At 39.8% G+C, this 22152-nt stretch carries 22 protein-coding genes and 6 pseudogenes; 1 reads left to right on the top strand and 27 read right to left on the bottom strand.

Features of this window, described 5'->3' with window-relative positions; all coding sequences use genetic code 11:
* Positions 1 to 28: 28 nt before the first annotated feature.
* The 25 genes and pseudogenes from secY to rpsL form a co-directional block, all read right to left on the bottom strand.
* A pseudogene (gene secY / locus NBRC111893_RS05630) lies at positions 29 to 1344 on the bottom strand (preprotein translocase subunit SecY).
* Positions 1344 to 1778, bottom strand: a complete 435-nt coding sequence (gene rplO / locus NBRC111893_RS05635) for a 50S ribosomal protein L15 (protein WP_125008316.1) — start codon at positions 1776 to 1778, stop codon at positions 1344 to 1346. The pseudogene secY and the gene rplO overlap by 1 nt, the downstream one beginning before the upstream one ends.
* 29 nt (positions 1779 to 1807) lie before the next feature.
* On the bottom strand, positions 1808 to 1993 hold the full coding sequence (gene rpmD, locus NBRC111893_RS05640) for a 50S ribosomal protein L30 (protein ID WP_035168186.1): 186 nt from the start codon (positions 1991 to 1993) through the stop codon (positions 1808 to 1810).
* A gap of 13 nt (positions 1994 to 2006) precedes the next feature.
* On the bottom strand, positions 2007 to 2510 hold the full coding sequence (gene rpsE, locus NBRC111893_RS05645) for a 30S ribosomal protein S5 (protein ID WP_125008317.1): 504 nt from the start codon (positions 2508 to 2510) through the stop codon (positions 2007 to 2009).
* Between the two features lie 21 nt (positions 2511 to 2531).
* Positions 2532 to 2894: a 50S ribosomal protein L18 gene (gene rplR / locus NBRC111893_RS05650; protein ID WP_305775323.1), complete on the bottom strand. Its 363-nt coding sequence runs from the start codon at positions 2892 to 2894 to the stop codon at positions 2532 to 2534.
* A gap of 26 nt (positions 2895 to 2920) precedes the next feature.
* On the bottom strand, positions 2921 to 3460 hold the full coding sequence (gene rplF / locus NBRC111893_RS05655; RefSeq protein ID WP_125008319.1) for a 50S ribosomal protein L6: 540 nt from the start codon (positions 3458 to 3460) through the stop codon (positions 2921 to 2923).
* 31 nt (positions 3461 to 3491) lie between these two features.
* A complete protein-coding gene (gene rpsH, locus NBRC111893_RS05660) occupies positions 3492 to 3890 on the bottom strand; it encodes a 30S ribosomal protein S8 (RefSeq protein ID WP_125008320.1) in 399 nt (132 codons plus the stop codon).
* Positions 3891 to 3917: 27 nt separating this feature from the next.
* Positions 3918 to 4085 (bottom strand): type Z 30S ribosomal protein S14, encoded by a 168-nt coding sequence (locus tag NBRC111893_RS05665; RefSeq protein ID WP_225417668.1) that lies wholly within the window; start codon positions 4083 to 4085, stop codon positions 3918 to 3920.
* 32 nt (positions 4086 to 4117) lie between these two features.
* Positions 4118 to 4660, bottom strand: coding sequence for a 50S ribosomal protein L5 (gene rplE, locus NBRC111893_RS05670; protein WP_125008321.1), 543 nt, complete (start codon positions 4658 to 4660; stop codon positions 4118 to 4120).
* Between the two features lie 30 nt (positions 4661 to 4690).
* On the bottom strand, positions 4691 to 4999 hold the full coding sequence (gene rplX / locus NBRC111893_RS05675) for a 50S ribosomal protein L24 (protein WP_125008322.1): 309 nt from the start codon (positions 4997 to 4999) through the stop codon (positions 4691 to 4693).
* A gap of 31 nt (positions 5000 to 5030) precedes the next feature.
* Positions 5031 to 5399 (bottom strand): 50S ribosomal protein L14, encoded by a 369-nt coding sequence (gene rplN / locus NBRC111893_RS05680; protein WP_125008323.1) that lies wholly within the window; start codon positions 5397 to 5399, stop codon positions 5031 to 5033.
* Positions 5400 to 5461: 62 nt separating this feature from the next.
* Positions 5462 to 5727, bottom strand: a pseudogene (rpsQ, locus tag NBRC111893_RS05685) (30S ribosomal protein S17).
* 25 nt (positions 5728 to 5752) lie between these two features.
* Entirely contained in the window at positions 5753 to 5947 is a 195-nt protein-coding gene (rpmC, locus tag NBRC111893_RS05690; protein ID WP_125008324.1) for a 50S ribosomal protein L29, read from the bottom strand.
* Complete coding sequence (gene rplP / locus NBRC111893_RS05695; RefSeq protein WP_125008325.1) at positions 5937 to 6371, bottom strand: 50S ribosomal protein L16; 435 nt, start codon at positions 6369 to 6371, stop codon at positions 5937 to 5939. The genes rpmC and rplP overlap by 11 nt, the downstream gene beginning before the upstream one ends.
* A gap of 2 nt (positions 6372 to 6373) precedes the next feature.
* A pseudogene (gene rpsC, locus NBRC111893_RS05700) lies at positions 6374 to 7038 on the bottom strand (30S ribosomal protein S3).
* A 3-nt stretch (positions 7039 to 7041) separates the two neighbouring features.
* The gene (gene rplV, locus NBRC111893_RS05705) at positions 7042 to 7398 is read right to left on the bottom strand and encodes a 50S ribosomal protein L22 (RefSeq protein ID WP_125008326.1); all 357 of its coding nucleotides are present in this window, start codon (positions 7396 to 7398) and stop codon (positions 7042 to 7044) included.
* A 17-nt stretch (positions 7399 to 7415) separates the two neighbouring features.
* Positions 7416 to 7679, bottom strand: a pseudogene (gene rpsS / locus NBRC111893_RS05710) (30S ribosomal protein S19); the annotation flags it as partial.
* Between the two features lie 51 nt (positions 7680 to 7730).
* Complete coding sequence (gene rplB / locus NBRC111893_RS05715) at positions 7731 to 8570, bottom strand: 50S ribosomal protein L2 (protein ID WP_125008327.1); 840 nt, start codon at positions 8568 to 8570, stop codon at positions 7731 to 7733.
* Positions 8571 to 8597: 27 nt separating this feature from the next.
* Entirely contained in the window at positions 8598 to 8885 is a 288-nt protein-coding gene (gene rplW, locus NBRC111893_RS05720) for a 50S ribosomal protein L23 (RefSeq protein ID WP_125008328.1), read from the bottom strand.
* Complete coding sequence (rplD, locus tag NBRC111893_RS05725) at positions 8885 to 9508, bottom strand: 50S ribosomal protein L4 (RefSeq protein WP_125008329.1); 624 nt, start codon at positions 9506 to 9508, stop codon at positions 8885 to 8887. The genes rplW and rplD overlap by 1 nt, the downstream gene beginning before the upstream one ends.
* 20 nt (positions 9509 to 9528) lie before the next feature.
* Positions 9529 to 10161 carry a 50S ribosomal protein L3 gene (gene rplC / locus NBRC111893_RS05730; RefSeq protein WP_125008330.1) on the bottom strand — a complete coding sequence of 211 codons (633 nt, stop codon included), beginning with the start codon at positions 10159 to 10161 and terminating at the stop codon, positions 9529 to 9531.
* 28 nt (positions 10162 to 10189) lie between these two features.
* Positions 10190 to 10498 (bottom strand): 30S ribosomal protein S10, encoded by a 309-nt coding sequence (gene rpsJ / locus NBRC111893_RS05735; protein WP_035168163.1) that lies wholly within the window; start codon positions 10496 to 10498, stop codon positions 10190 to 10192.
* 275 nt (positions 10499 to 10773) lie between these two features.
* A complete protein-coding gene (gene fusA, locus NBRC111893_RS05740; RefSeq protein WP_125008331.1) occupies positions 10774 to 12876 on the bottom strand; it encodes an elongation factor G in 2103 nt (700 codons plus the stop codon).
* 90 nt (positions 12877 to 12966) lie between these two features.
* The gene (gene rpsG, locus NBRC111893_RS05745) at positions 12967 to 13437 is read right to left on the bottom strand and encodes a 30S ribosomal protein S7 (protein ID WP_125008332.1); all 471 of its coding nucleotides are present in this window, start codon (positions 13435 to 13437) and stop codon (positions 12967 to 12969) included.
* 54 nt (positions 13438 to 13491) lie between these two features.
* Positions 13492 to 13905: a 30S ribosomal protein S12 gene (gene rpsL, locus NBRC111893_RS05750; RefSeq protein ID WP_125008333.1), complete on the bottom strand. Its 414-nt coding sequence runs from the start codon at positions 13903 to 13905 to the stop codon at positions 13492 to 13494.
* Positions 13906 to 14146: 241 nt separating this feature from the next.
* Here rpsL and NBRC111893_RS05755 point away from each other — a divergent pair, with 241 nt between their 5' ends.
* A complete protein-coding gene (locus NBRC111893_RS05755; RefSeq protein ID WP_125008334.1) occupies positions 14147 to 14833 on the top strand; it encodes a prepilin peptidase in 687 nt (228 codons plus the stop codon).
* Positions 14834 to 14891: 58 nt separating this feature from the next.
* On the opposite strand, the pseudogene rpoC reads toward NBRC111893_RS05755, so the two are convergent.
* Both rpoC and rpoB read right to left on the bottom strand, forming a co-directional pair.
* Positions 14892 to 18538, bottom strand: a pseudogene (rpoC, locus tag NBRC111893_RS05760) (DNA-directed RNA polymerase subunit beta').
* A gap of 15 nt (positions 18539 to 18553) precedes the next feature.
* A pseudogene (rpoB, locus tag NBRC111893_RS05765) lies at positions 18554 to 22139 on the bottom strand (DNA-directed RNA polymerase subunit beta).
* Positions 22140 to 22152 lie beyond the last annotated feature (13 nt).

Genomic DNA, 22152 nt, shown 5'->3' on the forward strand with positions numbered 1-22152 from the left:
AGATTTCCTCCTCGATTATAGGTTCTTATTAATCAGTGGTTGGTTTTGTATCCTTAATAAAACCAACGTATTGTCGCTTCATCATCAAACCTCTGATTTGACGAATAGTTTCAATAGCAACACCAACAACAATCAATAAACTAGTTCCACCTAAACCGATTGATTCATCCAAATTCCACACATTTGAGCAATTAATGGAATCAAAGCAACAATACCCAAGAAAACCGATCCAACAGTACTTAGCTTCATTAGTAAACTTGATACATATGCTTGCGTTTCATGACCAGGCCAAACACCCGGAATATAACTCCCTTGCTTTTGCAAGTTTTCAGAAAGTTTTTCTGGATTAACTTGAACAAACGCATAGAAGAAAGTAAACATGACAATCAATACAGTGTATAAAGTTGCACCAGTTGGTGTCTGCATGTTAAATATGTCGGAAAGCACTTGATACCATGTATCTTGTGAGTGAGTAGCAGTAAATGCCATTAGGATAGTTTGCGGAGTTGCGATAAATGAACTCGCAAAGATTACTGGAATAACACCAGCAACATTAACCTTTAATGGAAGATAACTACTATCAGAAGCTCCAGCAACCCGACGAGTATATTGAATAGGTACTCTTCGTTCTGCCTGTTGAACCCAAGTTACAAAAGTAACGATTGCTAACACAGCAATCAACAATACAATACCGAATAAAATTGCCAACCACAATTCGCTTCCACTAGCTCCAACAATGTTTTCTTGATAAAGCTTTTGAAGGCCAACCGGAAGTCGAGCAATAATTCCAGCAAAGATAATCATTGAAATTCCGTTTCCAATACCTCTTTCAGTGATCATGTCACCCATCCATGTGGTAAGCATTGTACCACCGGTAAGAATAACACCAATCATAATGAAAGTTTGGGCATTAGGATGCGAAACTAGATTCAAACTACTTAGTTGGTTAAAACCAGCGGTGATTCCGATAGATTGGAAAAATCCAAGGATAACAGTGAGATACCTTGTCCATTGGTTAAGCTTCCGTCTACCAACTTCACCTTGTTTACCCCATTCGACGAATCTGGGAACGATATCCATTTGTAATAATTGAACGATGATTTGAGCAGTGATGTATGGTGATACTCCCATCGCAAATATCGAGTAGTTAGTCAAACCTCCACCACTAAATGTGTTTAAGATATTAACTAATCCAGATGATGCAACAGATTGAAGTGCTTTCGCATTAATTCCCGGAACCGTAATATAGGCACCTAAACGGAAGATAATCAGTACACCTAACGTAAATAGGAGTTTGTTTCTTATTTCCTTAACTTGAAATGCACTCTTTAATGTTGAGAGCATTAGATCACCTCGATTTTACCGCCCGCATTTTCAATAGTTGTTTGAGCTGTCTTTGAGAATTTGTTAGCTTTAACAGTTAACTTCTTTGATAACTCACCTTCACCAAGAATTTTGATGCCAGATTTAACATTCTTGACAATTCCTGATTCAACAAGTAATTCAGGAGTTACCTCGGTGTCATTATCAAAGGCTTCAAGTTTGGCAACATTCACTACTGCATATTCCTTGCGGTTAATGTTGTTAAAACCACGTTTTGGAATACGACGGTAAAGTGGCATTTGGCCACCTTCAAAACCGATACGTGTCTTACTACGAGCCTTTTGACCTTTTTGGCCACGACCAGCAGTCTTACCCTTACCAGCTGAACGACCACGTCCCTTACGAGTACGTAGTGAACGAGAACCTTCAGCGGCTTTCAATTCGTTCATTTCCATGAAATTAGCACCTCCTTACAAAATAATAATTAGTCTTTAACTTGTTCTACATCAATTAAGTGTGCAATTTGGAAAAGTGCACCCCGAGTTGCTTCATTGTCGGGCTTTACAACTGAGCTGTTAACTCTGTTTAATCCAAGAGCCTTCACAATTTTACGTTGCTTTGGGAGGCGATGTGCAGCACTACGAATTAATGTAATTTTCAATTGAGCCATTACAATAACCTCCTTATTCAGCTAGATGTTGGGCTGAAACACCACGTAAAGCTGAAACTTCTTCAGCATTTCTCAAAGCTTTCAAGCCTTCAAAAGTAGCTCTAATAACATTGACCGGAGTGTTTGATCCCAAACGCTTACTTGTAACATCGTCGATACCGGCAAGTTCCATAACGTTACGTACGGCACCACCAGCAGCAACTCCAGAACCTTCAGCAGCAGGCTTAAGTAAAATTCTACCACCGCCGAATGTTCCTACGATTTCATGAGGAATTGTTGTACCAACAATCGGAACCTCAATCAAGTTCTTGCGAGCTGCTTCGACTGCTTTACGAATAGCTTCAGGAACTTCTTGAGCTTTACCAGTACCAAATCCAACATGACCTTGTTTGTCGCCAACAACAACCAAAGCTGCAAAACGAAGACGACGTCCACCTTTAACAACCTTTGTGATCCGGTTGATTGAAACGACAGTATCTTCAAGCTCTAACTTATCTGGATCAATAAACTTCTTCATGTGCGGTTATTCCTCCTTTTATTAAAATTCTAGTCCGTTTTCACGAGCAGCATCTGCAAGAGCTTGAACACGACCATGGTAAATGTATCCTCCACGATCAAAAACAACATTTTTAATGTTCTTTTCATTAGCGCGTTCTGCGACTAATTTACCAACACTAGCTGCTTGTTCAGTCTTGTTTCCACTGACTGCAGTATCAAGTGTTGAGGCACTAACAAGCGTTACACCCTCTACGTCATCAATTACTTGAGCGTAGATGTTTTTGTTTGAACGGAAAACATTTAAGCGTGGGCGCTCGGCAGTACCAGAAATTTTACTACGGACACGACTATGACGACGTTTCCGGTTTTTGTTTTTATCTGGTTTAGAAATCAAAATAGTCACCTCAATTTAATTTAAACTAGTAAGTACTACTTACCAGTCTTTCCTTCTTTACGGATAATGTGTTCGTTTTCGTAACGAATACCCTTACCCTTGTATGGTTCTGGTGAACGAACGGCACGAATATCGGCAGCTAGGTCACCAACGTGTTGTTTGTTAATACCACTAATATTAATAGTAGTGTTATCAGGAACTTCAACAGTCAAATCTTCAGGAACGGTCATTTCAACCGGGTTAGAATAACCAACATTAAGAGTTAATGTCTTTCCTTTCAATTGAGCACGGTATCCAACACCGACAAGTTTAAGGGTCTTAGAAAATCCGGTAGTAACGCCTTCAACCATGTTGTTGAAGTTTGCCCGAGTTGTCCCATGAAGGGCACGAACACGGTTATTGTATGCACCAATTGGTTCAAAAGTAACTTCGTTTCCGTTAACGTTCATCTTAATATCAGATGAAAGTTCGCGGGTCAAAGATCCTTTAGAACCTTTAACAGTTACAACGTTCCCTTCAGATTTAATTTCTACACCTTCAGGAATAGTAACAGTTTTATAACCAATACGACTCATTGAAATTACACCTCCAGTTTTTTGAAATTTTTTACCAAATGTAAGCTAATACTTCGCCACCGACTTTTTGAGCGCGTGCTTCTTTGTCAGTAACAACTCCATTTGAAGTAGAAATAATTGCGATTCCAAGACCATTTAGGACCTTAGGAACTGAGTCAGATTTAACGTATGAACGTAGACCTGGCTTAGAAATTCTCTTTAAACCTGTGATGACACGTTGCTTGTCCTTACCGTATTTTAGAAATACGCGGATCACGCCTTGTTTATCATCTTCAATATATTCAACATCGCGAATGAAACCTTCTCGTTTGAGGATTTCTGCGATATCACGTTTAATCTTTGATGCAGGAACTTCAACTGTTTCATGGCGAACCATGTTCGCATTACGAATGCGAGTTAAAAAGTCTGCAATTGGGTCAGTCATAGACATTAACGTACAACCTCCTTTTTTAAAATATTACCAACTAGCTTTTTTCATACCTGGAATTTGACCCATGTGGGCAAGTTCACGGACGCATAAACGGCATAAATGGAATTTTTTGTAAACTGAATGAGGTCGTCCGCAGCGTTCGCAACGTGTATAGTTTTGTGTTGAGAATTTAGCAGGGCGTTCACTTTTTACAATTAATGATTTTTAGCCAATGTGAAACCTCCTCATTATTTGGCAAATGGCATACCGAATTGAGTCAACAATTCACGTGATTCTTCATCAGTATTTGCAGTAGTTACGACTACAATGTCCAAACCTCTAACACGGTTAACATCATCGTAATCAATTTCAGGGAAAATCAATTGTTCTCTAACACCTAAGGTATAGTTACCACGGCCATCAAAGGCACGGTTGCTAACACCATGGAAGTCACGAACACGTGGCAATGATACATTGATCAACTTGTCCAAGAAATCATACATTCTGTCACCACGAAGGGTAACTTTGGCACCGATTGACATTCCTTCACGGAGTCTAAAACCGGCAATAGATTTCTTAGCTTTTGTAACTAATGGCTTTTGACCTGAGATCAAAGCAAGTTCAGCAACTGCTTCATCCAAGTTCTTGGCGTTAGTAACTGCATCACCAACACCCATGTTCAAAACAATTTTCTCAATCTTTGGAGCTTGCATAGTTGAGCTGTAATTGAATTTTTCCATCATGTGTGATTTGATTTCACTATCAAATTTTTCTCGTAAACGACTTGACATTTAAAAGGTATCCTCCTTTCGCTTATAAAATTAATCGATTGCTTTTTGAGATTTCTTAGAAAAACGAACCTTTTTACCATCTTCAATTTTGAAACCAACACGAGTTGGTTCATTAGTTGATGGGTCAATAAGCATTACATTTGAAACATGAATAGCGGCTTCAGTATCAACAATTCCACCTTGTGGGTTGGTAGTTGAAGCTTTAGCATGTTTCTTAATCATGTTAACGCCTTCGACAATAACACGGTCTTTTGAAGCAATAGTCTTTTTAACTGTTCCTTCTTTACCTTTGTCCTTACCACTAATAACACGAACTTTGTCACCAGTTTTAATGAACATAACGGCACCTCCTTATATCCTTGGGTTGAAATTAAAGTACTTCTGGGGCCAATGAAACGATCTTCATGAAGTTGTGATCACGCAATTCACGAGCAACCGGGCCAAAGATACGAGTACCTTGAGGGCTTTTATCATCACGAATTAATACCGCAGCATTTTCGTCAAAACGGATGTATGAACCATCGTTACGACGTGTAACTGCCTTAGTACGGACAACAACAGCTTTAACAACGTCACCCTTTTTGACAACGCCACCTGGTGTTGCTTGTTTAACAGTAGCAACGATTGTATCACCGATTCCGGCATATCTTCTAGTTGAGCCACCTAGGACCTTGATTGTTAAAATTTCTCTTGCGCCTGAGTTGTCAGCAACTTTTAAACGGCTTTCTTGTTGAATCAAAGGTATATCCTCCCTTCATTTTTTAAGATCAGAATACGATAAAAAATGATAAATATTTATTATTAAATAATAACCGCTTTTTCAACAATGTCTAAAAGACGGAAACGTTTTGTCTTAGATAATGGACGAGTTTCCATGATACGTACAACATCATTAACTTTTGCTTCATTGTTTTCATCATGAGCAGTGTATTTTTAGAATACTTAACGCGCTTACCGTATACGGGGTGAGTCTTGTATGTTTCGACAACAACAGTGATAGTCTTATCACTCTTAGCAGAAACTACTCGTCCTTGGTATACTTTACGTTGGTTGCGTTCTTCAGCCATTAAACAGTTACCTCCTTATCGTATTCTATTTGTTAAGTTCTTGTTGACGAAGTGCTGTCTTGATACGAGCAATGTTCTTACGAACTTGCTTTAGACGAGCAGTGTTTTCAAGTTGACCAGTGGCCAATTGGAAACGAAGATTGAACAATTCGTCTTTGTAGTCTTGTTCTTTTTCAATCATTTGAGCAGTGGTTAATTCATTAATTTCTTTAGCCTTCATTGGATTCGCCACCTACTTCCTCACGTTTTAAAATCTTAGTTCTAACGGGAAGTTTCATTGATGCAAGTCTTAATGCTTCGTTGGCAACTTCTTCAGTAACGCCACCAACTTCAAAAAGTACCTTGCCCCGCTTAACAGGTGCAACCCATCCAGCAGGTGTACCTTTACCATTACCCATTCGAACTCCGACACCCTTTTCGGTATATGACTTGTGAGGGAAAATCTTAATCCAAACTTTTCCACCACGTTTCATATAACGAGTCATTGCTATACGAGCGGCTTCGATTTGTCTGTTTGTGATCCATTTTGAATCCAAAGCTTGCAAACCGTAATCGCCGAAGCTCACTTGCTTACCACCTTTGGCTTGCCCACGGAGCTTACCACGATGTTCACGACGATGCTTAACACGTTTTGGTACTAACATGTTTATTTCCCTCCTTTGTCCTCATTCTCGGTGTTCTTTTTTTCAGGAAGAATTTCACCACGATAGATCCAAGTTTTTACACCAATTGATCCATATGTTGTGTGTGCTTCTACCCATGCATAATCAATGTCAGCTCTAAGTGTATGCAAAGGAACTGTACCATCTGAGTATGTTTCGATACGAGCCATGTCGGCACCGTTCAAACGACCAGCTGATTGAGTCTTAATACCCTTTGCACCAGAACGCATTGTTCTTTGCATTGCTTGACGCATTGCACGACGGAAGGCAACACGACCTTCAAGTTGACGAGCAATGTTTTCACCAACTAGTTTAGCATCTAAATCAGGTTTCTTGATTTCGATGATGTTGATGTGAACTCTCTTACCAGTAAGGTTGTTAAGTTCTTTACGAAGGTTTTCAACTTCTGAACCACCTTTACCAATAACCATACCTGGTTTGGCAGTGTGGATAGAAACGTTAACCCGGTTTGCAGCACGTTCAATTCAACAGTTGAAACTGATGCGCTTGCAAGACGTTTTTCAATATATTTACGGATTTGTAGGTCTTCACGTAAGTATGCTGCGTATTCTTTATCAGCGTACCATTTAGCTTCCCAGTCGCGAATAACACCTACACGGAATCCATTAGGATTAATTTTTTGTCCCACGTGTTATCCCTCCTCTTTTTCTGAAACTACGATCGTAATGTGACTAGTACGTTTGTTAATTGGTGAAGCAGAACCCTTTGCACGAGGGCGGAAACGCTTGAGCGTTGGTCCTTCATTTACAAAAACTTCGCTTACATACAAATTATCACTGTCTAAGTCAAAATTGTTTTCTGCGTTAGCAACTGCAGATTTCAAAACTTTTGCTACCACTGGTGAAGCTCCACGAGGTGTGAAGTCCAAGATAGCTGCTGCTTCAGCAACGTTCTTGCCTCTAATAAGATCAACTACAAGGCGGACCTTACGAGCGGCAATACGAACAGTTTTAGCAGTTGCTTGTGCTGATGTAACTTGTTCAGCCATTAGTTATCCTCCTTGCTTTACTTAGTTTTCTTATCGTCACCACTGTGACCATGGAAAGTACGTGTTGGAACAAACTCACCGAGTTTATGTCCAACCATGTCTTCTTGAACATACACTGGTACATGTTTACGACCATCATAAACTGCGAATGTATATCCAATAAAACTTGGGAAAATCGTTGACCGACGAGACCAAGTCTTGATTACAGACTTCTTTTCTTGGTCTTTTTGAGCATCAACCTTTTTAAGTAAGTGCTCGTCAGCGAATGGTCCCTTTTTAAGCTACGACTCATTTTGTGACCTCCTCTGTTGACATGCATTAAATGCTATTTATTACATCTTCGATCCTTTACGACGACGAACGATAAATTTATCAGAACGTGCCTTCTTAGAACGAGTCTTCTTACCAACTGTCTTCTTACCCCATGGTGATAATGGTGATGGAAGACCAACTGGAGCTTTACCTTCACCACCACCATGTGGGTGATCGTTAGGGTTCATTACAGATCCACGAACGTGTGGACGTTGGCCCTTGTAACGAGTACGTCCAGCTTTACCAACATTAACAAGTTCATGTTCTTCATTACCAACAGCACCAATAGTGGCACGGTTAACAGAAAGAATCATACGAACTTCGCCTGAAGATAATCTAACAAGTACGTATTTACCGTCACGACCTAATAATTGAGCTGATGTACCAGCAGAACGAACAAGTTGTCCACCCTTACCAGGCTTTAACTCAATATTATGAATAACTGATCCGACAGGAATGTTTGCAAGTGGCAATGTGTTACCAGTCTTAATATCAGCGTTAGGACCTGATTCAACTTTGTCCCCTACCTTCAAGCCTTTAGGTGCGATGATGTATGCTTTGATACCATCTTCATACACGATAAGGGCAATATTAGCAGTTCTGTTTGGATCATATTCAATAGCTTTAACAGTAGCTGTAATATCATCTTTATTACGTTTGAAATCAATAATACGATATTGATTCTTGTTTCCGCCACCACGGTGACGAACAGTCATGTGACCGTAGTTATTACGGCCGGCAGTCTTGCTCTTTGATTCAAGCAATGACTTTTCAGGTTTTGACTTAGTGATATCACTGTAGTCAAGACTAGTCATGTTACGTCGACCATTACTGGTTGGCTTGTATGTCTTAATACCCAAGATGTTTCCCTCCTATATTAAGTATTTTTATTCTTCACCGAATAATTGGATTTCTTTTGAATCGTCGGTTAACTTAACGATTGCTTTACGACGCTTTTTAGTGAAGCCAACATATCTACCTTGGCGTTTTTCCTTACCTTTAACGTTCATAATGTTAACTTTAGTAACTTTAACATCAAAAATGTCTTCGATAGCTTTTTTCACTTGGGTCTTAGTTGCTCGTACATCAACGTCGAAAGTGTACTTCTTGTCGTCCATCTTACTTGTTGATTCTTCGGTAATAACGGGACGTAAAATAATATCGCGTGATTCCATTATGCGAGCACCTCCTCTACTTGAGAAAGGGCAGCTTTTGTAATAACGACTTTGTCGCTGTTAGCAACATCAAGTACGTTAACTCCCTTTGCAGGAACAACTTTAACGTTTTTAAGATTGCGAGCAGATAACAATGCTTTTTCGTTGTCGTCTTCCAAAACTACCAATGTCTTAGTTGCAACTTCCAACTTGTCTAACATTGCAGAAAATTCTTTAGTCTTTGGTGCATCAAATGCAATAGCATCAAGAACTAGGAACTTGTCGTCTGCAACCTTTGCAGATAAAACAGACTTCAATGCTAAACGAGTAACTTTACGTGGTAAATGGTATGCGTATGAACGTGGAGTAGGTCCAAAGACAATTCCACCGCCACGCCATTGTGGTGAACGAATTGATCCTTGACGAGCTCTACCAGTACCTTTTTGACGCCATGGTTTCTTACCACCACCGCGAACAGCTGAACGGTTCTTAACAGCGTGAGTTCCTTGGCGCATTGAAGCACGTTGCATTAAGATTGTATCAAAAACTACGTTTTCGTTTGGTTCGATACCAAAGATAGCGTCATTTAATGAAACACTACCATTCTTACTTCCATCTTGTTTATATAATGCTACATCAGTCATTTATGGTTGCCTCCCTTCTATTATTTTGCACCGCGAGCTGCGGTTTTAATTGTAATGTATGATTTGTTCGCTCCAGGTACGTTACCTTTAACCAAAATCACGTTGTTCTCAACATCAGCACGAACAACTTCAAGGTTCTGAATAGTAACAGTCTTGTTACCCATTCGACCTGGTAGTTTCATACCAGCTGCAACACGGTTAATGATTGGTCCCAATGAACCTGGACGACGGTGATAACGAGAACCATGAGTTTCTGGTCCACGACGTTGACCATCTTTATGAACGTTACCTTGGTATCCATGACCCTTAGTAATACCAGTTACATCAACGATGTCGCCTGGTTCAAAGATGTCAGCCTTAACTTCACCTGATAATTCGTAATCTCCCAGCTCAACATCTTTGATTTCTTTAATGAAGCGCTTAGGAGTAGTTTTTGCCTTCTTTGCATGACCTTCTGCTGGCTTGTTAGTAAGCACAGCACGTTTGTCTGCATAACCCAATTGAATAGCATCGTAACCGTCAGTTTCAGCAGTTTTAACTTGCATAACGACGTTAGGGCTAACTTCAATTACAGTAACGGGAACTAATTCTCCGTTGTCTGTGAAAACTTGGGTCATTCCAACTTTCTTTCCTAAGATTCCTTTTTTGGTCATGAGTACACCTCCAATTTAAATATAATTTTTATAACTTAATTTCAATATCCACACCACTTGGTAAGTCAAGCTTCATTAATGAGTCGACTGTCTTTGGTGTTGGATTAGTAATATCGATTAAACGCTTATGTGTTAAGATCTCAAATTGTTCACGCGCATCCTTAAACTTATGTGGTGAGCTTAAAACAGTATAGATAGTACGTTCTGTTGGCAATGGAATTGGACCTGAAATAGTAGCTCCAGTTCTTTCTGCCGTAGCAACGATCTTTTCTGCTGATTGATCTAAAATACGATGTTCATATGCCTTTAAGCGAATACGAATCTTTTGTTTTGCCATTGTGTTCCCTCCTTCGTCTATTTTAAAAATATGACTAACTCCGTGAAAATTACCGCCGCATCCATGGCAAAGCATCCGGGTGTGTCGCAACCTTTCACATCAAAGCTATCATGTATCATTTTTTGAGCATACTTACCCTTAAAAACAATTACTAGAACAGTGTACAAGAAAAGCTGCCTTATGACAAGACCTATTACTGATAAATTTTAATTTGTAATGTTTTTGTCATAGGTAATAAAAAAAGCGATGAGCTATGTAGCTCATCGCTTAAGGAATTAATCTTCTGAAGATGCGTTTCCGCCGTTCTTCTTAATGATTTCTTCTTGAATGCTCTTTGGAACTGCTTCGTAGTGATCAAATGTCATAGTAAATGTACCACGACCTTGTGATGCAGAACGTAAAGTAGTTGCATATCCAAACATTTCTGAAAGAGGAACAAAAGCATGAATTTCTTCTGATCCGGCAACAGCTTCCATACCTTCAACACGACCACGACGGGCAGTAATTTGGCCCATGATATCACCCATGTACTCTTCTGGCACACGAACTTCAACCTTCATGATTGGTTCAAGGATAACTGGAGCGGCCTTCTTAGCGGCTTCACGCAAAGCGATTGAAGCGGCAACCTTAAATGCGGCTTCACTTGAATCGACATCATGGTAACTACCATCGTATAACTTGGCTTTCAAGTCAACCAAAGGATAACCGGCAAGGACACCGTTATTCATAGCTTCTCTCAAACCTTGTTCAACTGATGGAATGTACTCACGAGGAACAACACCACCAACGATGGCATCTTCGAATTCAAAACCTTTACCTTCTTCATTAGGTGAAAATTCAACCCAAACATCACCATATTGACCTTTACCACCAGATTGACGAACAAACTTACCTTGAGCTTGAACATCTTTGGTGAATGCTTCACGATATGAAACTTGTGGAGCACCAATAGTAGCTTCAACGTTAAATTCACGTTTCATACGATCAACAATAATGTCCAAGTGCAACTCACCCATTCCGGCGATAATTGTTTCACCAGTTTCAGGATTGGTTTCAGCATGGAATGAAGGATCTTCTTCAGCAAGCTTTTGAAGAGCAACATCCATTTTATCTTGGTCAGCCTTTGACTTAGGTTCAACGGCAACCTGGATAACTGGGTCAGGGAATTCCATTGATTCCAAGTGAAGTGGATGATCTGGATCAGTTAAAGAATCACCAGTAGTAGTGTTCTTCAAGCCAATGGCAGCAGCGATATCACCTGAGAAAACTTCAGGAATTTCTTGACGTTGATTGGAATGCATTTGTAGCAAACGACCAACACGTTCACGTTTGTCCTTAGTTGAGTTAAGAACATATGATCCTGATTCAAGAGTACCTTGATATACACGAATAAATGTTAAACGACCAACGAATGGGTCAGTAGCAACCTTAAATGCTAAGGCAGCAAATGGCTTGTCGTCTCCGGCAACCAATTCAACTGTTTCATCAGTATCAGGGTCAGTAGCGTTGTATGGTTTAACATCCAAAGGTGATGGCAAGTAATCAACAACCGCATCAAGCATCATTTGAACACCCTTGTTCTTAAATGCTGAACCAGCAAGAACTGGGAATAGTTCTAGCTTCAATGTACCCTTACGGATGGCAGCCTTAATTTCATCAACTGGAATTTCTTGACCATCCAAGTATTTTTCCATGATGTCATCATCGATATCAGCTAACTGTTCGAGCATTTGTGCACGACGCTTTTCAGCTTCTTCCTTATATTCATCAGGAATATCAACAGTATCCCATTCTGAACCAAGTTCGTCTTCATCGTAGATATCGGCCTTCATTTCAACAAGGTCAATAACTCCTTCGAATTCGTCTTCGGCACCGATGGGCATTTGAATAGCCAAAGCATTTGCTTGCAAACGGTCGCGAAGTGATTTAACAGAAAAATCAAAGTCCGCACCCATCTTATCCATCTTGTTCGCAAAAACAATTCTTGGAACACTGTAATCTGATGCTTGACGCCAAACCGTTTCAGTTTGAGGTTCAACACCAGCTTGAGCATCAAGAACAGCTACGGCACCATCTAGAACACGAAGTGAACGTTCAACTTCAATAGTAAAGTCCACGTGTCCTGGGGTATCAATAATGTTGATACGGTGATCCTTCCATGCAGCTGTAGTAGCAGCGGAAGTAATAGTAATACCACGTTCTTGTTCTTGGTCCATCCAGTCCATTTGTGAAGCACCATCATGGGTTTCACCAATTTTGTGAATTTTACCGGTATAGTACAAGATACGTTCAGTAGTAGTTGTTTTACCAGCATCGATATGCGCCATGATACCGATGTTACGAGTTTTTTCTAGCGGAAATTCTCGTTTGTTTGCCATTGTGTAACTCCTTCCGAAAATCGTGCTTACTTACAGGAAAAACGGTCTAGCGACCGCTATCCTAAAATTATTAGCAATGGTCTGTGCTTATTACCAGCGGTAATGTGCAAATGCACGGTTAGCTTCAGCCATCTTATGAGTGTCTTCACGCTTCTTAACAGCAGCACCTGTGTTGTTAGCAGCATCCATGATTTCACGTGCAAGTCGTTCAGTCATAGTATGTTCACCACGTAGACGAGCATAACTAACGATCCAACGAAGACCAAGAGTAGTACGACGGTCTGGACGAACTTCGATTGGAACTTGGTAGTTTGATCCACCAACACGACGAGCCTTAACTTCAAGTACAGGCATAACGTTCTTCATAGCTTCTTCAAACACTTCAACTGGTTCGTTACCAGTTTCTTCTTTAATCATATCGAACGCTGCATATAAAATCTTTGCAGATGTTCCTCGCTTACCGTCTAACATCATACGGTTAATCAAGCGAGTAACCAATTTAGAGTTGTACATTGGATCTGGAAGTACTTCTCTCTTTTGAACATTTCCTTTTCTAGGCATTTCGTTATCCTCCTATTAATAGATAGAACTTAATTTGAATTAATCGAATAGATATTATTCTTTAGGCTTCTTTGTACCGTATTTAGAACGACTCTTACGACGATCTGTAACACCGGCAGTATCGAGGGCACCACGAATAACGTGATAACGAACACCAGGTAAATCTTTAACACGGCCTCCACGAATAAGAACAACACTATGTTCTTGCAAGTTGTGTCCAATACCTGGAATATAAGCAGTAACTTCGATCAAGTTTGACAAACGTACACGAGCGTACTTACGTAAAGCAGAGTTAGGCTTCTTTGGTGTCATAGTACCGACACGGGTAGCAACCCCACGCTTTTGAGGAGCAGGTACGTTAACTTGCTTCTTCTTGTAAGAGTTATAAGCATAGTTTAAAGCTGGTGCATCTGATTTAGAACTTCTAGATTTACGTCCTTTACGAACCAATTGGTTAATTGTAGGCATCTAAAAAGTCTCCTTTCACAAATATCATTTATAGTATAAGTCCACACATCCAGGCGGTTCTTTTTTAGGTAAAAAAGAATGTGTACCGCCCAACACTTTTTGCCAGAACAGTCAGCATGTCTGATCAATTCAGAAACCTGTTACAAAAAGCACCTTGTATAATTTATCATGAGGATAGATTTCTGTCAATGTTGAATGTTTTATTACTTTTCCCCGTAATTAACTATCAGGGGGATATCAAATGGAAATACTTAAACCAATTATTTTATTTATTTTGGGTAGCTCAATAGCTTCATTCCTTGTGGTAATTGTAATTCGTGGACAACATTGCGAATCCATCTTATGGCCAAAATCACACTGTGATAGTTGTAATAATTCGTTAACCATCATTGAGCTTATTCCAATATTTAATTTTATATATTTACATGGCCTATGTCGATATTGCAAACAATCAATCAATCCAACAAGCTTTATTTCAGAAATTATTTTAGGTAGTCTATTTGCGTCTAGCATCTTTTACTCAACCTCAATTGAAATGATAACCATCAGTACTTGGATGTTATTCCTTAGTCTCGATGATTTAAACGATACTCAGGTGTCCAGACTAGCATTAGTCAGTTTTATAATCATCTGTATCTTATTTGGAAAACCACCGCTTGCCACTCTGACGATCACCTTATCAATAATGATTGTTTTGATTTTGATAAACCGTCAGGAATTATTCATTGGGAATGCTGATATAGAATTCGGTGGTGCCTTAGTCTTACTAATCGGCCTAAAGTTAACCTTACTGGCCATCTTTATCGCTTGTCTGCTTGCATTATCTTATATTTTCCTACGACACGACTGCCACTTAAAATTGCCTTTTGTTCCCTTCTTATCGGTCGCTTATTTAATAACCCAGCAAATTGAAAGTTTTATTTATTAAAAACAAAAAAGGTATCGAGATTAAATCTCGATACCTTTTTGCGAATAACTGGAATAAATTACTTACCTTGTTCTTCGGCTTTCATTTTCTCTTCTAATTCACTAATTGAGTAAACTCCATCAGTTGATGAATCGCCAGTTTCTTCAGGTTTAATTCCACGGTAGTCACCCATACCAGTTCCGGCAGGAATTAACTTACCAATGATAACATTTTCTTTAAGTCCAACAAGCGGATCATTCTTACCACGAATAGCAGCGTCAGTAAGAACTCTAGTTGTTTCCTGGAATGAGGCAGCAGACAAGAAACTGTTAGTTTCAAGAGCAGCCTTAGTGATTCCAAGTAGTACAGGACGAGCAGTAGCAGGAACTGCACCAGAAACAACTGCATCAGCATTACTTTCTTTAAAGTCGTTGATATCCATCAGGGTACCTGGAAGAACATCTGTGTCACCTGGATCCATGATTCTAACCTTACGAAGCATTTGTCTAACCATGATTTCCACGTGCTTATCAGAAACTTCTACCCCTTGTTTACGATAAACGTTTTGTACTTCATGTAGCAAGTAGTTTTCAGTTGAAAGAACATCACGAACTTTAAGAAGTTCTTTAGGATCAATAGAACCTTCATTAAGTGCTGCCCCACGGTGAATGTAATCACCTTCAGTAACTCTCATTCTAGCAGTCATTGGCACAGTATAAGTTCTAGTATCTGATTCACCCTTAATAGTAATCTCTTTGGTTCTCTCAGCAGGATTTTCTTCAATTGATTCAACCGTACCAGTTACTTCAGTGATTTCAGCTTTACCTTTAGGATTACGTGCTTCAACGATTTCTTGAACACGAGGAAGTCCTTGAGTAATATCAGCGTTACCAGCAACACCACCAGTATGGAAGTTACGCATGGTTAACTGAGTACCTGGTTCACCAATTGATTGAGCAGCGACTGTACCAACTGCTTCACCAACTTCAACTTCATCACCAGTAGCCATGTTACGACCATAACATTTCTCACAAACCCCATGAACAGTGTTACAAGTAAATGCAGAACGAATAGTAACTTCTTCGATACCAGCATCAACAATTGCTTGTCCCATTGCTTCATCGATCATTACTCCGGCAGGAACAATTACATCACCTGTCTTAGGGTTCTTAACAGTCTTCAATGCATAACGTCCAACGATTCGGTCATATAATGATTCAATCAATTCGTTACCATCAGTAATTTCACTGATAGTAAGACCACGATCGGTACCACAGTCTTTTTCACGAACGATAACATCTTGGGCCACATCAACCAAACGACGAGTCAAGTAACCAGAGTTGGCAGTCTTAAGAGCTGTATCGGTCATACCTTTACGAGCTCCATGGGTAGAAATGAACATTTCCAAAACAGAAAGTCCCTCACGGAAGTTTGCAGTGATAGGTAATTCCATGATTTCCCCGTTAGGAGCAGCCATCAATCCACGCATCCCGGCAAGCTGAGTAAAGTTAGAAACATTACCACGAGCTCCGGAATCACTCATCATGTAAATAGGGTTTTGAGGATCGAAGTTCTTCATAAGACGATCTTGAATTTCGTCCTTAGCATCATTCCAGATACCAATAACTCGTTCATAACGTTCTTGATCAGTAATCAATCCACGACGGAATTGTTTAGTAACCATGCCAACCTTCTTATGAGCATCATCAATGATTTCTTGCTTGTCAGGAAGTTCAGTAACATCAACAATTCGACAGTAAGACCTGATTTAGTCGAATCGTCATAACCTAAGTCCTTCATTCTATCAAGTAGAAGAGAAGTTTCAGTTACCTTGTATTGTTTGTACACTTCGGCGATAACATCACTTAGGAAGCCCTTCTTAAACGGAAGAACTACTTCAGCGTCTTTAAGATGTTCATGGATATCTTCACCGGGTGCAAGGAAGTAATTATCATCAATGTAACCACCGATGTTAGTATCAGTTGGTTCATTCAAATATGGGAAACCTTCTGGCAGAATTTGGTTAAACAAAATCTTACCAACAGATGTCACCATAATTTTATCACGTTGATCATCAGTAAATGGCTTCTTAGGGTAAGCATCAACCTTGATACCAACTCTAGTATGCCAGTGAACTAATCCGTTTCTGAAAGCTAAGTCAGCTTCATCAGGAGAGTTAAAGATCATACCCTCACCAATCTTATTAACTTCTTCCATAGTTAGATAATAGTTACCGATAACCATATCTTGTGAAGGAACGACAACTGGCTTTCCATCATTAGGAGCAAGGATATGTCCAGCAGCTAACATCAATAAACGTGATTCAGCTTGAGCTTCATCAGATAAAGGAACGTGGATGGCCATCTGGTCACCATCAAAATCGGCATTATAAGCTTCACACACAAGTGGATGCAAACGCATTGCCTTACCGGATACTAGAACTGGTTCGAATGCTTGAATACCTAAACGGTGAAGTGTAGGGGCCCGGTTTAATAGAACTGGATGTTCTTTAATAACGTCCTCTAATACACTAAATACATCATCATCTTGACGTTCGATTTTTCTCTTAGCGTTTTTAATGTTAGAAGCTAAGTTACGACCAACTAACTCTTTCATGATGAATGGCTTAAATAATTCCATAGCCATAGGAACTGGAAGTCCCATTTGGTTCATCTTCAAGTTAGGACCAACATCAATAACTGAACGGCCTGAGTAATCAACCCGCTTACCAAGTAAGTTTTGACGGAAACGTCCTTGCTTACCTTTAAGCATGTGAGAAAGTGACTTAAGTGGACGGTTACCAGGACCAGCTACTGGACGGCCACGACGACCATTATCAATCAAAGCATCAACGGCTTCTTGCAGCATCCGTTTTTCGTTTTGAACGATAATTCCAGGAGCATTAAGATCAAGTAATCGTTTAAGACGATTGTTACGGTTAATAACTCGACGATATAAATCATTCAAGTCAGAAGTAGCAAATCGGCCACCTTCAAGTTGAACCATAGGACGTAAGTCAGGTGGAATAACTGGAACAGTGTCCATTACCATCCATGAAAGATCGTTATTTGAGTTAACGAAGGCTTCCAAGATATCCAAACGTCTTACGGCACGAGTCCGCTTTTGACCAGTTGCTTCCTTAAGTTCTTCCTTAAGTTCTTCAACTTCTTTTTTAACATCAACATTTTTTAATAATGTCTTAATTGCTTCAGCACCAATTTGGGCTTCAAAACGTGGACCATATTCTTGCTTCTTATCACGGTATTCACGTTCTGAAAGTAATTGCTTGTTTTCCATTGGTGTGTTACCTGAGTCAGTAACAACGTATGAAGCAAAGTAAATAATTTCTTCAAGGGCACGTGGGCTCATATCAAGTACAAGACCCATTCGGCTAGGAATTCCTTTGAAGTACCAGATGTGAGTTACGGGTGCAGCTAATTCGATATGACCCATTCGTTCACGACGAACCTTTGAACGGGTAACCTCAACACCACATCGATCACAGACAATTCCCTTATAACGAATCCGCTTGTACTTACCACAAGCACATTCCCAATCCTTGGTAGGACCAAAAATTCTTTCATCAAAAAGCCCATCTTTTTCAGGCTTTAAAGTCCGATAGTTGATTGTTTCTGGCTTCTTAACCTCACCATATGACCAACTACGGATCTTATCAGGAGATGCTAGACCAATCTGCATACTTTCGAATTTGTTAACATCGACCACTAGTTCAACCTCCCATTACTGTTCGTTGTTCGTTTGCGTAGATTCTGCCTGTGATGCTGGCTTAGCAGCAGCTTCTTGCTGTGCCTTTTGTTCAGCCATCTTACTAATTGCATCAACATTTAAGACATCATCTTCTTCGTCTAAATCACGAAGTTCAATTTCTTTCTTGCTATTATCAAGCACTTTCATATCAAGACCAAGTGATTGAAGTTCTTTAACAAGAACTCGGAATGATTCAGGACTCCTGGCTTAGGAATTGGTTCGCCCTTAACGATTGCTTCATAGGTCTTAACTCGTCCAGTAACATCATCAGACTTGTAAGTTAAGATTTCTTGCAATGTATAAGCGGCACCATAAGCTTCAAGAGCCCAAACTTCCATTTCACCAAAACGCTGTCCACCAAATTGTGCTTTACCACCAAGTGGTTGTTGAGTAACTAATGAGTAAGGTCCAATTGAACGAGCATGAATTTTGTCATCAACCATGTGGGCAAGCTTCATGTAATGCATAACCCCAACGGCGATTCGCTTGTCAAATGGTTCACCAGTTCGACCATCATAAACAACTGTCTTACCATCATCAGCCATTCCGGCTTCTTTAACAGCATCCCAGATATCACTATCACGAGCACCATCGAAAACTGGTGTAGCAATGTGAATACCTAATTTCTTAGCAGCCATTCCTAAATGGATTTCCAAAACTTGTCCAATGTTCATACGTGAAGGCACACCCATGGGACTAAGCATGATATCAATTGGTGTTCCATCTGGTAAGTAAGGCATATCTTCTTCAGGAATAACCACTGAAACAGTACCCTTGTTACCATGACGACCGGCCATCTTGTCACCAACTTGAAGTTTACGTTTTTGAGCGATGTAAACTCGAATCATCTTGTTAACACCAGGTGATAATTCATCACCATTTTCTCTAGTAAACACTTTAACGTCTTGGACTGTACCGCCACCACCATGAGGAACTCTCAATGACGTATCACGAACTTCACGCGATTTTTCACCAAAGATGGCATGTAGCAATCTTTCTTCAGCAGATAATTCAGTAACTCCCTTAGGTGTTACCTTACCAACTAAGATGTCACCATCATGAACTTCAGCACCAATCATAACAGTACCGTTTTCATCAAGGTTCTTAAGTGCATCTTCACCAACATTAGGTAATTCACGAGTCATTTCCTCAGGTCCTAATTTAGTATCCCGAGTTTCTGATTCATATTCTTCAATATGAATTGAAGTATAAACATCGTCCTTAACTAATCGCTCATTAATAGCGATGGCATCTTCGAAGTTATATCCTTGCCAAGTCATAAAGGCAACAACTGGGTTTTGACCAAGAGCAAGCTCTCCACCCTCCATTGATGGACCGTCAGCTAAGATTTCGTCAGCATCAACTTTATCGCCAACTTTAACAATTGGACGTTGGTTATAGTTCTTACCACCATTTGAACGATGGAATTTCATCAACTTATAATTGTCTAATGTGCCGTCTTCACGACGAACTCGGATTTCACGAGAATCAACGTATTCAACAGTTCCATCATATTTACAAATTAATGCCACTCCAGAGTCATGGGCAGCTTTATATTCAATACCAGTACCGATCAATGGTGCATGGGGATCAACCAAAGGAACAGCTTGACGTTGCATGTTAGCACCCATCAAGGCACGGTTAGAATCATCATTTTCCAAGAAAGGAATACATGCAGTGGCAACGGCAACTACTTGTTTTGGCGAAACATCCATGTAGTCAATGTTATCGATATTAGTTTCAATGTTATTTGATTGAGAACGGGCCATAACAACGTCATTTACAAATGAACCGTCGTCAGTCAATGGTGAATTGGCCTGAGCGATAACAAAGTTATCTTCTTCATCTGCAGTTAAATAGTCAATTCGGTCAGTAACCTTATGAGTAGTCCAATCAACACGACGATATGGTGTTTCAATGAAGCCATAACGGTTAATGCGAGCATAACTAGATAAACTGTTAATCAAACCGATGTTAGGTCCTTCAGGAGTCTCAATAGGACACATACGGCCGTAATGGGTATAGTGAACGTCACGAACTTCATATCCGGCACGATCACGAGTCAAACCACCAGGTCCAAGGGCTGATAAACGACGTTTATGTGTCAATTCGCCCAATGGGTTAGTTTGATCCATGAATTGGGAAAGTTGTGATGAACCAAAGAATTCTTTAATTGAAGCAACAACTGGTCGAATGTTAATCAATTGTTGTGGAGTTACAGTTGAAGAATCTTGAATTGACATTCTTTCGCGAACAACACGTTCCATTCTTGAAAGTCCAATTCTAAATTGGTTTTGCAATAGTTCCCCAACCGAACGAATCCGTCGATTACCCAAGTGATCAATATCGTCAGTTGAACCAATACCTTCTTGTAAGTTAAAGAAGTAGTTCATTGAAGCAATAATATCAGCGGGAGTAATGTGCTTGAAGTCAAGACTAATGTTGTCATTACCAATAACAGGGACAACTCTTTCAGGATCATTTTCAGATTGAACTTTAATGATTTGAACAGTCATTGGTTCAGTAACAACAGCTTCTTCAGAAGGGTTAAATGTGTAAGCCTTGAAGTCTTTGTTATCAAGATAAGGAGCTAAGTCCTTCATTACATCTTTAGTAATTAAAGTTCCTTTTTGAGCAATAACTTCACCAGTTTCTGGATCAGCTAATGTTTCAGCAAGAGTAAGACCTAATAAACGAGTCTTTAAACTTAGTTTTTTATTAGTTTTGTAACGACCAACTGGAGCCATGTCGTAACGTTTTGGATCGAAGAAACGGGCAGTTAGCAAGCTTCTTGATGAGTCAGCAGTTTTAGGTTCACCTGGCCGTAAACGCTCGTAGATGTCCTTCAATGACTCTTCAACACGTGAATCATCAGTATCTTTGTGGACATCCTTTCAAGAGTAAGTTCCAAACTATCATTATCACCAAAGATTTCGCTGATTTCTGAATCTGAGCCGAAACCTAAGGCACGAACTAATTCCGTTAACGGAATCTTACGAGTTCTATCAATACGTACGTATGAAACGCCCTTTGCATCAGTTTCAAATTCCAACCATGCACCACGGTTAGGGATGATGGTCGTTCCAAAGGAAACCTTACCGTTCTTATCATTTTCTTCATGGTAATAAACCCCTGGAGAACGAACTAATTGAGAAACGATAACTCGTTCTGCACCATTGATGATAAAAGTACCTTGATTAGTCATCAATGGGAAGTCCCCAAAGAACACATCCTGAGTCTTGATTTCGCCAGTTTCGTGGTTGGTCAACTTCAGAGTAATGTGTAATGGAGCTGAATAGTTGGCTTCATGTTCGCGAGCCTCGTCAACGGTATACTTTGGTTCCAAAAGTTGATAATCAACAAACTCTAAGGATAGCTTTCCTTGGAAATCGTCAATTGGCATAATGCCGTCAAATGTTTCCCTTAATCCATCATCCAAAAACCAATTATATGAATCACTTTGGATTTCAATCAGATTAGGTAAATCAAGCACTTCTTTAATCCGTGCATAACTTCGACGGGTGCGGTGTTTTCCATATTTAACTAAATGTCCTGCCAAGTTTTTCACCTCT

This window comes from Lentilactobacillus kosonis (genome assembly GCF_003864335.1).
Taxonomy (GTDB): domain Bacteria; phylum Bacillota; class Bacilli; order Lactobacillales; family Lactobacillaceae; genus Lentilactobacillus; species Lentilactobacillus kosonis.